The following is a 12,695-nucleotide window of genomic DNA, read 5'->3' as shown; positions in this document are numbered from 1 at the left end:
TATCAGTTCGCGTTGGCGCTGATCTCGCGGTCCCAGCGCTCCAGCAGCTGCTTGCGCTTGGCCGGATCGCCATAGGTCTTGAAGTCGTAGTCGATCAGCTTGATGTCCTCGAAGCGCGGCGCCTCTTTGGGGATCTCGGCCGACTTGTTGGACGGCAACTGGAACGACTTGGCGTCCTTCATGCGCGACTGGACGGCGGGGGTCAGCGCCCAGTCGTACCAGATCTTCGCATTGTCGAGGTTCTTGGCGCCCTTGACGATCGACATGGAGCCGATCTCGTAGCCGGTGCCTTCGCAAGGCGCGACCGACTTGACCGGGAAGCCTTCCGCCGTCTGCGCCACCGCATCATGCATGAAGACGATGCCGATGGCCGTCTCGCCGCGGGCCGCCGCCTTCACCGGAGCGGAGCCGGATTTCGTATACTGCGAGATGTTGGCGTTAAGCTTCTTCAGGTAGTCGTAGGCCTGATCCTCGCCCATGATCTGGACCAGCGAGGCGAGCGCCGTATAGGCCGTGCCGGAAGAGTTCGGATTGGCGATCTGGATCTCGCCCTTGAAGGCGGGATTGAGAAGGTCGGCCCAGCACTTCGGCTCGGTGAAGCCCTTCGTCTTGAAGATCTCGGTGTTGTAGCCCCAGCCGAGCGCGCCCGCATACACACCGACCGTCTTGAAGCCGGAGCCTTCGGCCTGCTTCTGTGCCCAATCCTGCAACTGGTCGAGAAGCGGCGACTTGTATTCCTGCGTCAGCCCGTCGGAGGCCGCCTGCATATGGGGATCGCCGGTCCCGGCCCACCAGATATCCGTCTTCGGGTTGCGGGCTTCGGCGCGGATCTTCGCATAGGTTTCGCCGGATGACAGACGCACCATGTTGACCTTGATATCGTGGTCCTTCTCGAAGTCGCCCTTCATCTGCTCGCAGATGACGACGTCGGCCGAGCAGATCAGGTTGAGCGTGCCGGCCGCCTGCGCAGTCGTGGTCGTCAGAGCTGTCCCGGCCATTAACAGAATGGCTGCTGTCGTGGTTTTCATGGTCTTTCCTCCTTGGTTGAACGTGTTTTCGGACGACACGGGGATGCCTTGCCCACCTGTCTCTGCAAGCGGGATCACGTGTTCCGTCCTGTGTGTGATGCCTCGGCGCCGGCGGAAACGGGCAGGCGACGGTCTTGCCAGAGAGGACGGCTTCCTCTCCCTCGTGCTTTGTCAGGGGATCCCGCGGATCTCGCTGTCGAAGCGTTTGAGAAGCCGGCGGCGCTCGTCCGCCGAGCCGAAGGTCGCGAAGTCGTAATCGACCATCCGGATCATCGAAATGTCAGGCGCACCGGGCGGCAGGGACGCGCCGGCATTGGACGGCATCTGGTTCTGCCCGGCACCAGCCCCTGTCGCCTGTCCCTCGGCACTCAACGCAAAATCGACGAAGGCACGGGCTGCCTCCAGGTTTTTCGCACCTTTGACGATGCTGACGGCGCCGATCTCGTAGCCGGTGCCTTCGCAGGGCGCGACGATCTCAAGCGGATAGCCCGCCTGCCGCAGCGTCACAGCGTCGTGGATGAAGGAAATGCCGATCAGCGTCTCGCCATGGGCGGCATCTTTCACCGGGGCCGAGCCCGACGGCGGATAGGCGCTGATATTGGTGCCGAGCCGACCGAGGTATTTGAACGCTTCGTCTTCCCCAAAGAGCTGAACCAGCGTCGCCAGCGCGGTATAGGCCGTTCCCGACGAATTTGGATCAGCAAGCTCGATAGCGCCGGCATAGGTCCCGTCAAGTAGGTCCTTCCAGCAGGCCGGGGCTTTAAGACCTTTCTGCTTGAGAAGGTCGGTATTGTAGGCAAAGCCGAGCGCCCCGGCATAGATACCCGCGGAATGCCCGCCCGAGAGATCGAAGAAATTGTCAGCCCAAGGCAACACCGCAGTGGCCGTTTGCGGCTGGTAGGATTGCAGCAGGCCTTCATTCGCCGCCTGCAACTGCGCATCGCCCGTGCCGCCCCACCAGACATCCGTCTGCGGATCGGCCTGTTCGCGGCGCACCTGATCGAGGATGTCGCCGGTGCTCTTGCGCGTCACGGTGGCGTCGATCTGCAGCCGGGTCCGCACGGCCTCTTTCATTGCGGCGCACCAAGCTTCGTCTACGCCGCACAGTACGTTCAGCCGCGCCATGGGCTCTGCACGTGCGATCGCGCCAGGCGACAGACATGCCGCCGCTGCCAGACAGATGAACGTCCTCACCAAAAGCCTCCACTCGGGAACAATCATGTCCCGACCTCCGCAGTCAGAATGGCAGATACGGCGAACGCTTCAAGGACGGATTGGTTACCGTTGTTACAGCCGATGTTTCCGACGGTTGCGAAACTTTCAAATATTACATTTGTGACAGTTTCGGTCACCTGCGAGGATTTGAACATTCCGCCTTGAAGCCTATGATGCGGCAGGAGGAATTTCGATATGCAGGTGAAGGTTCTGATCGTGGAGGACGATCCGGATATGGCAGAGTTGTTGTTCGATCTCGTCGAGGCGGAGGGCTGGACGCCGTTCGTGGCGGGTTCGGCCGAGGAGGCGACGGCCTTCCTGTTGTGCGAGATCGTGCATCTCATCCTGCTGGACCATAACCTACCCGGTGCGTCCGGGCGCACATTTGCGCAGCGCATTCGCGGCAGCATGGATGTGGGCATCATCATGGTGACGGCGGCCGGCAGCTCGGCCGAGCGCGTGCTGGGCCTGGAGACGGCCGCCGACGACTATATCGTCAAACCGTTCGAGCCGATCGAGCTTGCCGCCCGCATGAAGGCGGTGTTGCGCCGTTCGATCCTGATGCCGAAGCCCGAGCGCGCACCGGAGATGGCACCAGATCTCGCACCCGCAACGTCCGCGTTGCGGCTCGGAGACTGGACCATCGATCTGAAACGCAGGCTCGCCGCATGCGAGGGACTGCCCGGCAAAACGCTGACCGGCGCGGAGTTCGCGCTTTTGGAACTGCTGGCCGAAACGCCGAACTTCCCCGTCACCCGCTCCCAGATTCTTGAGCGGCTGGGCAGCGGCACGGAGCGCTACGTGGATCGCAATGTCGATGTGCTCGTCCTCCGGCTGCGCCGCAAGATCGAGCAGAACCCGGAACTGCCGCGCTATATCAAGACCCGCCGGGGTCGCGGCTACGTGCTGGAGGTCCCCCGCCACGAGACGGAGCGATGACCCGTCGCGCCTTCTTCTCTTCCATCGCCTTTCGTCTTCCCGCGGCCATCCTGCTCATCGGCGCGCTGGTGCTCGGCATTTCCACGGTCGCCATCTTCGGACTTCTGAAGGCGCGCAACGAGATGGCGACCTATGGCACGCAGGCCTTCGTCAGCCTCGGCAAGTCCGCCATCGTCTCCAAGCAGGTCTCCGACCTCGTTTCCAGCGCACCCTTCCTGATGAACGCGACGTCGCCCTATCGCATTTCCAGCGAGAGCCGCGCCGTTCTGGCTCAGGTCGAGGCATTGATGAGCATGATGCAGCCCCGGCACGAGCGGGTCACGGCGCCCACCGATGGCCGGGTGCTGGCGCTGCTGGGCGCGATCCGGCAGCAGACGATGACCATGTTGCAAAATGCCGAGGCGGCGCAGGCGCACAAGTCGGATACCGCGATGGCGCTGAGCCAGATCGCGACACGGGACATGACCACGGTTCGCGACCTGCCGCCCAGCCTCAACGCCATCGCGCAATCGGCATCGACATCCGACAGCCTGTTTCAGCTGGGCGAACTCCAGAGGCGCTATGTCCGGGATCTGTCGATTGCCGAGGCCGCGCCTGTCCGCATGGATCAGGCGGCACTCGATTCCCACCGCCGTATCTTCGCGGCGCAGACCCGCTATCTCAGGGAAATGTTCTCCATCCGCGCCGCGATCACGCGCCTCCACACGGTTTCGCGCGAACTGTCGCTCGCCGTCGAGGCGCAGAACGATAGCGTGGTGCGAAAGCTCGGCGATGATGTGCTGGCGATTTCGCAGATGCTGCAACGGCTGCTCAGCATCGTTTTCGTGACCGCTCTTCTGATGCTGATCATCGCGGCGCTCGCCATCCGGTCCGTCATGCGGGTTTCGCGCGGGATCGTCGATCTCTCTGCCGGCATGAATGCGCTAGCCGGCGGGCAGAAGCACATCGCGGTCCCGCGCTATCGCGGCAACGAGACGGAACTGATCCGGCTGGTGCAGGCTTTCAGCGCCTTCCGCGAAAGCGTCGACCGCGTCAGCCGGATGCGCCGGAAAGCCGATACGGCGGCCAAGACGATCCGCGCGATCTTTCGCAGCATGAACGAGGGCATCGCTCTGTTCGATGCCGCGGGCAAGCCGCTGGCGATGAACCGGCGGGTGATCGAGCTCGTCGGCCATGGCGGTGCGTCCCGAAAGCTGCCCTTGCGGGCCTTTCTGGAAGGTCTGCCCGATGTCGATGCCAAGGGCGTCGAGGATGCGCTCGAAGATGCGGAGCGGCCGGGCAGGCCATGCGTGTTCCGGCTGCGCAAGGAGGAGGGGCAAGTGGTGGAGGTGTCGCTCTCGCGCCAGCCGGACGGCGGTTTCGTCCTGCTGGCGCGTGACGTGACCGAGGCCGACCGGCAGGAAGCCGAGGCTGCGAAATCCCTGAGGCTCGACGGAATCATGCGCATGACGCATCAGCTCGCCCATGAGGTCGGCAATATGATTGGCATCGTCACCGGCAGCCTTGGCCTTCTGGAGCGTGAGGACGGCGTGAGCGATCGCCAGAGGCGGCATCTCAACCGTATCCGCAAAGCGGCGGACCGGGGCCGGGCGCTGTCCTCCAGCATGCTGTCGGTCGCGAGCCAGCAGCAGATCTTTCCCGTCTCGATCGATCTCGGATCCGTGCTGACCGGCATGATAGACGTGCTCGAAATCGCCGTCGGCGAGGCATGCCGGGTTACGCTGTCCACCGATGCGGATTTGCCGATGGTTTATCTCGACCCGTCGCTTTTCGAGCAATCCGTGCTGAACCTCTGCCTGAACGCCGCAGCAGCCATGCCGAGTGGCGGAGAGATCGCCATCTCGGCGACGCATGACGGGACATCCGTTGTCGTTTCCGTTTCCGACGAGGGCATCGGAATGGCGCCGGAAGCGATCGACAAGGCTTTCGAACCCTACTTCACGACGCGTATGAAGGACGGAAGCGCCGGTCTCGGCCTTGCGACGGTCTATGGCTTCGTGCGTCAATCCGGCGGAGATGCGAGCATCCAGTCGCGACTGGGCGAGGGTACCCGGGTAACGCTCACCTTCCCCAATCGGCGTTTTGAAGGTTTTTCAGGCTCTGCGACGGTGTGAGCGCCCGACCGAGCATGGCTGCAAAGCCGCGATCGCCGGTCGGGGTGATCTTCAGCGTCCGGCTGTTCGGCGTCCGCATCACCCAGCCGAGCTCGATCGTTCGCGCCAGCAGCGCTGTGCCGAGCCGTCCCGCCATATGCGGCCGGCGCTCGCTCCAGTCGAGGCACATGCGGCAGATCGGCCGCGTCGGACGGCGGGTCGTCGCCAGGTCGATTCCGAAATCGCAGAAGAAGCGACGTCCCTTGTCAGAGAGAACACCCACGCCCTCCGAGCCTTGCAGAAGCCCTCGCTGCTCGAAATTCGCGGCAATCTCCACGGCAAGGCGACCTGCCATGTGGTCATAGCATGTCCTTGCCCATCGCATCGCTTCGCCGCGGGGACCATGGCGCTTTGCCGGTAGAGCCAGCGGCATCTGCGAGAGCGCCATCAGGCCCTCCAGCGCTTGCGCGACGGAGGGGGAGGCGAGCCGGAAATAGCGATGGCGTCCCTGCCGCTCGGCCGTAACGAGCCGTCCGTCGAGAAGCTTTGCGAGGTGCCCGCTCGCCGTCTGCGGTGTGATGCCTGCATGAGATGCCAGTTCGCCTGCCGTCAGCGCTTCGCCGCCGATCAGGGCCGCAAGCATGTTGGCGCGAGCGGGGTCGCCCATGAGATAGGCCGCCTGGGCGATCATGTTGCCGGTGGGAAGGTCGATCATGGCTGCAGACTATTAGTTTGCCGCCTGCGTGTCAGGCGCGAATGCTTCGGCGATGACCGAAGCGTTGACGGCCGGAAAACTGTAAGGCTCTGCCACATCGACATCAACGACCTGGACCGGACATGCCCGAACAACCGCCCCGCCTTGCCATAAGCCTTCTAATGCTCCTGGCTCTCGCCACCCTCTGGGGGGCGTCCTATACCTTCATCAAGATCGGCGTTGCCACGATCCCGCCCATCACGCTGATCGCTGCACGGACGATCATTGCCGGCAGTCTGCTTCTGCTCGTGCTTCGTCTGCGCGGGCTGAAGCTGCCGAGGGATCGCCGCAATACGCGCCGTTTCGTCATCCAGGCCGTCCTGAACTCCGTGCTACCCTTCACTTTGATTGCCTGGGGAGAGCAGCATGTCGATGCAGGACTGGCTGTCATCCTGAATTCGCTGACGCCCGTCTTCGCCTTCTTGATCAACGTCCTCATAACGCGTCATGAAGCGGTCACGGCCCCGAAGTTGTTCGGCGTCGCCTTCGGGCTTCTCGGCATCTGCCTCGTGGTCGGCCCGTCCGTTCTTGCAGGGTTTGGCACCGGCGTCATTGCGCAGCTCGCCATCATTCTCGCGGCTGTCGCCTATGGCGGAGCCGTGACCTTCGGCCGGACCTTTCGGGATCTCGACCCGATGATGCCGGCGGCGGGCTCCCTCATCTGGGGCGGCGTGATCCTGCTGCCCGTCAGTCTTCTCGTCGATCAGCCCTGGACGCTTGCGCCTGCCATATCGTCGCTCGCAGCGCTCCTCGCCTTGTCCATTTTCTCGACGGCGCTTGCCTTCGTTCTCTATTTCACCCTGCTGCAGAGGCTGGGCTCGGTCGGCACCACGGCGCAGGCCTATCTGCGCGTCCCGATCGGCGTCGGCATCGGGGTACTGTTTCTCGGCGAAACGCCCAACCCGAACGCCTTGCTGGGCCTCGTCTTCGTGGTGGCGAGCGTCATCGCGATGACGATGCCGTCCCGCCGGAGGTCTGGACGATGAGAAAGCGTCCATTCCTCGTCGATGGCGCAATGTTAACGATGCCTATTCCCAATAGCCGTCGTCGGCGAGTGTCGAAACACGGCTCAGCACCTTAGCCCCGTCAGCCAGTGGCGAGATATTGGTATAGTCCTCGCAAAGCGTCATCACCCATTTATGCTGTTCGCCTGTGACGGGATTGCTGATGATCCGGCTGTAGATATCCGCTCCGTGATCCGTGCCGCCAATCTGCATTTCCGGCGTGAACGTGATCGGTGAATGAACAGGCGGGCTGCACCTGCCGGCTGCGGCGAGCTGTGCTGCGAGATCCAACGCGGATTTGTCGGAACGGGGGTGAACCCAGTCCTCCCTGGCCCATTTTTCCCAGCGCGACAGTCCGAATTCCCGTGTCCAGAACGTCTGCTCCATCTGCATCGCCTCGCCCGGGCTCTGTCCGTCCGAAGCGCCGCGGGAGTAATGACTGGATACCACCGAGACAAGATCGCGACCGGATGTGTAGGTGATCTTATCGACAGTCCACGTGGTCAGGGCGCGGGAATAGCGGAGCGCGCATGCGCCCATATTCGCAGAGGCCGCGCCTTTCTGGAGCTTCGTCTGGAACACACCGTACCCCGTTGCGCCAAGCGCGGGGACGTCAGCCGGGCCGATGACCCAGCCGCGAAAGAAGCGCTGGGAGTTGTCCTTGTTTGCGGCGCAGAGATCACTTTCGAAGGAGGACAGGGAAACCGGGCTGTAACTGCCCATGATGAAGCCATACCCGTCGTCGTGCCACTGGATCGACGCACCGTTCCGCTCAAGGTCGTCATCGTCATCAGGGGCCGCTTTGCTGCAGGGTGTCTGGCGAAGGGTGGAGCTGACGATCCGCGTTTCGGTGAAGCGGGAGACCGGAACATTGATCTTCGACACGGGTCCCGCCGCACAGCCGGATGTGGGCGCAGGGAAATTCTGAAGGGTGTAAGGCGGGGTTTCTCCCGGTGTGATATCCCGGTGCCGCTGACAGCCTTTGTCTCCGGGGACGCCGGCGACCGGGTGTCCATCGGGTCCCGTGCACACATCCATCACCATGAAGTTCGCTATGGGACCGAAACCCTGGGCCTGTGCGGACGTCGTGGACGCCGCAAAGACCGCGATGACGGCCGCAGCCGAGCGAAGCAGAAACGTCTTCATCGAAATCCTCAAGTCCTTATCCCGCTTTGTTGCAGTCGGACGGAGGCTATAACGCATTGCCGGGCGTATTATGGCCGACGCCGCAGTATGATGTTCCGCGGGTGATTGCTGCCATGCGCCTTATCGCGCGCTACTGACGCACTATGTCCAATCCATAACCAATGGAAAAGGCATGATGAAAAAACTCGCGATTATCCTGATTTCCCTCGTCACCGCACTGACCAGCTTTGTGCCGGCGCAGGCTTTCCCGGCGCGGCCCGTCACGATATCGGCAGGCTCCGTATCCACAGGCACGACGGACGTTCAGCAGGTTCAGTATCGGGAAGACAAACGAATTATTCGCCGGCACAACCAGCGTAAAAGCGATCGTTACAACGGCCGCTACGATCGTCGCGACCGCTACAGCGACCATCGTCGCTATGACCGTCGCGATCGTAATCGCGATGGCCGCCGGTATGACCGTCGTCACAGCAACAATGGCGCGATTATCGGTGGTCTTGCCGCCGGCGCCATCATCGGCGGCGCGATCGCCTCGCAGAACCGCAGCAGCTGTGCGGCGCGCTACCGTTCCTACCGTGCGTCGGATAACACGTATCAGCCCAACTCCGGCCCGCGCCGCATTTGCCGTTAAGGTTTAAAACGGCGCCGAAAACGTTCCGAGGCTAGAAATGGCGCAGACCAAGAGGTCTGCGCTATTTCTGTTTTTTACTTCGCTGCGCTTGCCTCGACGGAGATGCGAACGACGACGTCGTCGGAGACCGCCGGGGCGAACATTCCGAGATTGAAGTCGGTGCGCTTGACCGTAGCGGTCGCATTGAAGCCGATCCACGGCTTGTTTTCCATCGGATGCTGGCCCTGCTGATTGAGGACGGTATCGAGGACGACCGGCTTGGTGACGCCGTTCAGCGTCAGGTCGCCGGTGATCAGCGCGGTCTTCTCGCCTGTCACCTTGATCGAGGTCGACTTGAAGCTCACATTCGGCGCCTTGCCTTCGCCGCCGAAGAAGTCAGCCGACTGGAAGTGCTTGTCGCGTCCGGCGTCGCCGGTCTGGAGCGACGAGATCGGGAATTCGACCGAGACGGTCGAGGTCTCTGGCTTGGCTTCATCGAAGTTGATGGTGCCCGTGATGCCGCTGAACATTCCGCTCGTCGTTGAGAAGCCCAGGTGCTGGTAGGAGAAGACGACCTGGCTGTGGCCGGAATCGAACGTGTAGGCCTTAGGCTCTGCATGGGCAGCACCTGCAAGAAGCATTGCCGACGCGAAGACAGCAAACTTGGTTCTGGAGATCATGATCTTATCCTTCGTTCATGCCGCCTGCGGAATGCAGACGGAAATGGAATTGCGAGGCGGTGCCTCATCGCTTTGCCCGCAGGGAGATATCGACCTCGACCGGAAAGCCGACCGTCTTCTCGTCGGCGTAACTTTCGCCGACTTTGAAATCCCGTCGATCCAGCACCGTCTGGCCCGCCATGTCGGCGACACCATCCTTGATGGTCATCGTGAACGGCAGTCGGACTGGCAGCTCTATGCCCTTGAGATTTAAGGTTCCAACCGCAAGGAAGTTCTTGCCCTCCGTTTGAATCTTGGCGGTGAATAACGCCTGCGGATATTGGGCCGTATCCAGGAAGCCAGCACCCTTCACCTGGTCGCTCACGCTGCCCAGCGTGACGCTTGAGAGATTGATGACGGCTTTGACATTGCCCGTTCCGGTTGCCTCATCGAAGGCGATGGAGGCCGTCCAGTCCGAGAATGAGCCCGAAACCGGCGTTCCCATCTGCTTGACCTTGAAGCCGAGCGTGCCCTCGGTCACCTTCCATTCGGATGTTGCAGCCTGAAGGGAGGCTGCAGGGGCCGATGCGGCGCGAAGGCCGATCTGCGAGGCGAATACCACGCCCGCGAAAGCCACCGCCGCAAGACCGAAGGCCACGGCAGACGTCCAACCGGCACGCCCGGATTCCGTTCCGGCGCTCTTCCCGCGCGTCATCCGCTGGAGAACGCCGTCGCGGTCGATCAAGGCATGCTTCAAAGCGCCTGCCACGTGCAGCCCGACGGCCAGACAGAGCGTCCAGGCCAGAAGCTGATGTGTCGCCGCCATGCGCTGCGCCAGTTCATCCGACTTCGGCACCAGCGGCAGATCCTGACCGAACGGCCAGAGGATCGGCGCATATCCAGAGGTCGCGGCATGCTCGATCCAGCCCGTCAGCGGAACCAGAAGCATCGAACCGTACAGCATCCAGTGAACCACGGCGGCGACGAAAACTTCAAGGCGCCGCTGCGGGTGGACGGGAGCGGGATGCGGCTGGAAAAGCGTCCAACAGATACGGGCGAGCGCCAGTGTGAAAGCGAGAACACCAAGGGTCTTGTGGATCGAGAAGTAGAGAACCTTCGCGTCGACCGCCTCCATCGACGATCGATGCGCGATAAAGCCCATTGCGATGTTGAGGCTGATGACGACGGCAGTCGCCCAATGGAAGAAGCGAGATACGCTTCCATAAGCCGTCGAACTGTTGTGCTTCACGCGGGCTTCTCCGATGTCCTACCGTGTCAAAGCATATCATTGCTTACAAAAGAACCCGGCCAAATGCAGACATACTGTTCACTATTTGCGAACAATCACGACAGCTTGATCATTTTTTCGATTCAAACGCGTCTGCCGCCTTAATTTGACCCTGCGGTCGCAGATGAAGGCAAAGACTCGTACGAATGCGCCCAATCGGTATCGCGTGCGCCGGCGATTGGCAGTATTCACGATCAGTTCGTGACGCAGTTTCGCTGAGGAGACGATGCACATGACGACGATCTACGACGAACCGGAAGACTTCGCGGCAAGCGCGCTGAAAGGCTACGCCGCCGTCTATGGTCGCTTCGTGCGCGCGGTGAAGGGGGGTGTCGTCAGGTCCACGCTGCGGGTCGAAGGTAAGGTCGCGGTCGTCGTCGGTGGTGGGTCGGGGCATTATCCGGCCTTTGCCGGATATGTCGGTCCCGGTCTTGCGGATGCCGCTGTGGCCGGCGATGTCTTCGCGTCGCCCTCGACGGCCGCTGTCGCGCGGGTCTGCCGGCTGGCGGATCGGGGCGGCGGCGTCCTCCTCGGCTACGGCAACTATGCCGGCGACGTGCTGAATTTCGGCGCTGCGGCCGAGCGGCTGCGGGCAGAAGGTCTCGATGTCCGCGTGCTTCCGGTCACGGATGACGTCGCGAGCGGGCCGGCCGATGATCATCTGAGCCGCCGGGGTATCGCAGGCGACCTCATCGTCTTCAAGATCGCCGGTGCGGCCGCAGAGGAGGGCCGGTCGCTGGATGATGTCGAGGCCGTGGCAAAGCATGCGAATGCCCGCACGGTCTCCTTCGGGGTCGCGTTCGGCGGCTGCACCCTGCCTGGGTCGTCCGAGCCGCTGTTCACGGTACCCAAGGGTCAGATGGCACTTGGGCTTGGCATTCACGGCGAGCCGGGGATCAGCGAGACCGCGATCCTTCCGGCAGCGGCGCTTGCCGATCTTCTGACGCACCGTCTGCTGGCGGAGCGCCCCGTCGATTGCACGCAGGTTGCCGTGGTCCTCAACGGCCTCGGCGCCACCAAATACGAAGAACTCTTCGTCCTCTGGCCGCAGGTCGCGGCGCGGTTGGCCGCAGCGGGCTTGGAGGTTGTGCGTCCCGAGGTCGGCGAGTTCGTGACGAGCCTCGACATGCGCGGCTGCTCGCTCAGCCTGCTTTGGCTGGACAAGGATCTCGAGCGCCTCTGGTGCGCCCCTTGCGAAACGGCTGTGCTGGTCCGGCGCGAGGAAACTGCCCTTGCAGAGCCGATTCCTGAGGAGACGGAGGAAACACCGACCTTTCCCGCGGCGTCCGCCGCCTCACGCGAGACCGGCCGCTGCATCGCCGGCATCATCACCAAGCTTGCCGAGGTGCTCCACGAGGCGGAGGCCGAACTTGGTCGGATCGACGCGCAGGCGGGCGACGGCGATCACGGACAGGGCATGACCCGCGGCGCGACGGCCGCCCGAGCGGCGGCTGATGTCGCCGTCACGGCGGGTGCCGGTGCACGAAGCGTCCTCGCCGCGGCAGCCGATGCGTGGGCGGACCGGGCCGGCGGCACCTCGGGCGTGATCTGGGGCGTGCTGCTCCGGGCCTGGAGCACGGCGCTTTCAGACATCGACATGCTCGATGACGCCGCCGTCGTGACCGGCGCGCGCCTCGCTCTCAACGGCGTCACGCGGCTTGGAGGCGCCAAGGTCGGCGACAAGACGCTGGTCGATGCGCTGATGCCCTTCGTTGAGATATTGGAGACGGCGTTTGCGGAAACGGGATCGTTGAAGACGGCCTGGACCCGTGCCGCCGCCGCCGCGAACACGGCCGCTGAAGAGACGCGCGCCCTCACGCCCCGCCTTGGTCGCGCGCGCCCGCTCGCTGAACGCAGCATCGGCCATCGCGATGCCGGTGCGGTTTCGCTGGCGCTGTGTGCAGAGACCGTGGTTGCGCGGTTGGGCGATTAACGGGATGAGAATGCCTGCGCCCTGCA

At 63.1% G+C, this 12,695-nt stretch carries 11 protein-coding genes; 5 read left to right on the top strand and 6 right to left on the bottom strand.

The genetic code is table 11. The features are described 5' to 3' along the window. Positions 1-2 precede the first annotated feature (2 nt). Complete coding sequence (locus GA0004734_RS19125) at positions 3-1,028, bottom strand: ABC transporter substrate-binding protein (protein ID WP_092936992.1); 1,026 nt, start codon at positions 1,026-1,028, stop codon at positions 3-5. Between the two features lie 171 nt (positions 1,029-1,199). Next, positions 1,200-2,153 (bottom strand): ABC transporter substrate-binding protein, encoded by a 954-nt coding sequence (locus GA0004734_RS19120; protein WP_092936990.1) that lies wholly within the window; start codon positions 2,151-2,153, stop codon positions 1,200-1,202. Between the two features lie 285 nt (positions 2,154-2,438). On the opposite strand from GA0004734_RS19120, the gene GA0004734_RS19115 reads away from it, so the two are divergent. Beyond that, positions 2,439-3,182 (top strand): response regulator transcription factor, encoded by a 744-nt coding sequence (locus GA0004734_RS19115; protein WP_092936988.1) that lies wholly within the window; start codon positions 2,439-2,441, stop codon positions 3,180-3,182. Continuing rightward, on the top strand, positions 3,179-5,296 hold the full coding sequence (locus GA0004734_RS19110) for a sensor histidine kinase (protein WP_092936986.1): 2,118 nt from the start codon (positions 3,179-3,181) through the stop codon (positions 5,294-5,296). The genes GA0004734_RS19115 and GA0004734_RS19110 overlap by 4 nt, the downstream gene beginning before the upstream one ends. On the opposite strand, the gene GA0004734_RS19105 is transcribed toward GA0004734_RS19110, so the two are convergent. Next, positions 5,244-5,990 carry an ArsR/SmtB family transcription factor gene (locus tag GA0004734_RS19105; RefSeq protein WP_092936984.1) on the bottom strand — a complete coding sequence of 249 codons (747 nt, stop codon included), beginning with the start codon at positions 5,988-5,990 and terminating at the stop codon, positions 5,244-5,246. The genes GA0004734_RS19110 and GA0004734_RS19105 overlap by 53 nt on opposite strands. A 122-nt stretch (positions 5,991-6,112) precedes the next feature. Here GA0004734_RS19105 and GA0004734_RS19100 point away from each other — a divergent pair, with 122 nt between their 5' ends. Next, positions 6,113-7,015 (top strand): DMT family transporter, encoded by a 903-nt coding sequence (locus GA0004734_RS19100; protein WP_092936982.1) that lies wholly within the window; start codon positions 6,113-6,115, stop codon positions 7,013-7,015. A 42-nt stretch (positions 7,016-7,057) separates the two neighbouring features. On the opposite strand, the gene GA0004734_RS19095 is transcribed toward GA0004734_RS19100, so the two are convergent. After that, entirely contained in the window at positions 7,058-8,179 is a 1,122-nt protein-coding gene (locus GA0004734_RS19095; RefSeq protein WP_092936980.1) for a hypothetical protein, read from the bottom strand. Between the two features lie 175 nt (positions 8,180-8,354). Between GA0004734_RS19095 and GA0004734_RS19090 the strand changes: the two genes are divergently transcribed. After that, a complete protein-coding gene (locus GA0004734_RS19090) occupies positions 8,355-8,810 on the top strand; it encodes a BA14K family protein (RefSeq protein ID WP_092938180.1) in 456 nt (151 codons plus the stop codon). A gap of 74 nt (positions 8,811-8,884) precedes the next feature. On the opposite strand, the gene GA0004734_RS19085 is transcribed toward GA0004734_RS19090, so the two are convergent. Continuing rightward, complete coding sequence (locus GA0004734_RS19085; protein ID WP_092936978.1) at positions 8,885-9,469, bottom strand: YceI family protein; 585 nt, start codon at positions 9,467-9,469, stop codon at positions 8,885-8,887. A gap of 64 nt (positions 9,470-9,533) precedes the next feature. Next, positions 9,534-10,697 (bottom strand): cytochrome b/b6 domain-containing protein, encoded by a 1,164-nt coding sequence (locus tag GA0004734_RS19080; protein WP_210173764.1) that lies wholly within the window; start codon positions 10,695-10,697, stop codon positions 9,534-9,536. Between the two features lie 271 nt (positions 10,698-10,968). Here GA0004734_RS19080 and GA0004734_RS19075 point away from each other — a divergent pair, with 271 nt between their 5' ends. Further along, positions 10,969-12,669, top strand: coding sequence for a dihydroxyacetone kinase family protein (locus GA0004734_RS19075; protein WP_092936976.1), 1,701 nt, complete (start codon positions 10,969-10,971; stop codon positions 12,667-12,669). Positions 12,670-12,695: the final 26 nt, after the last annotated feature.

It is taken from the genome of Rhizobium sp. 9140, from assembly GCF_900067135.1.
In the GTDB taxonomy this organism is placed as follows: domain Bacteria; phylum Pseudomonadota; class Alphaproteobacteria; order Rhizobiales; family Rhizobiaceae; genus Ferranicluibacter.
Note: the sequence above shows the minus strand (reverse complement) of the source record. Positions and strands in the feature narration are given on the sequence as shown.

Excerpts from the sequence above, each read along its gene's own strand:
- GA0004734_RS19120 (WP_092936990.1), bottom strand. The coding sequence starts at position 2,153 with ATGGCGCGGCTGAACGTACTGTGCGGCGTAGACGAAGCTTGGTGCGCC.
- GA0004734_RS19105 (WP_092936984.1), bottom strand. The coding sequence starts at position 5,990 with ATGATCGACCTTCCCACCGGCAACATGATCGCCCAGGCGGCCTATCTC.
- GA0004734_RS19110 (WP_092936986.1), top strand. The coding sequence starts at position 3,179 with ATGACCCGTCGCGCCTTCTTCTCTTCCATCGCCTTTCGTCTTCCCGCG.
- GA0004734_RS19125 (WP_092936992.1), bottom strand. The coding sequence starts at position 1,028 with ATGAAAACCACGACAGCAGCCATTCTGTTAATGGCCGGGACAGCTCTG.
- GA0004734_RS19095 (WP_092936980.1), bottom strand. The coding sequence starts at position 8,179 with ATGAAGACGTTTCTGCTTCGCTCGGCTGCGGCCGTCATCGCGGTCTTT.
- GA0004734_RS19090 (WP_092938180.1), top strand. The coding sequence starts at position 8,355 with ATGAAAAAACTCGCGATTATCCTGATTTCCCTCGTCACCGCACTGACC.
- GA0004734_RS19100 (WP_092936982.1), top strand. The coding sequence starts at position 6,113 with ATGCCCGAACAACCGCCCCGCCTTGCCATAAGCCTTCTAATGCTCCTG.
- GA0004734_RS19075 (WP_092936976.1), top strand. The coding sequence starts at position 10,969 with ATGACGACGATCTACGACGAACCGGAAGACTTCGCGGCAAGCGCGCTG.
- GA0004734_RS19085 (WP_092936978.1), bottom strand. The coding sequence starts at position 9,469 with ATGATCTCCAGAACCAAGTTTGCTGTCTTCGCGTCGGCAATGCTTCTT.
- GA0004734_RS19115 (WP_092936988.1), top strand. The coding sequence starts at position 2,439 with ATGCAGGTGAAGGTTCTGATCGTGGAGGACGATCCGGATATGGCAGAG.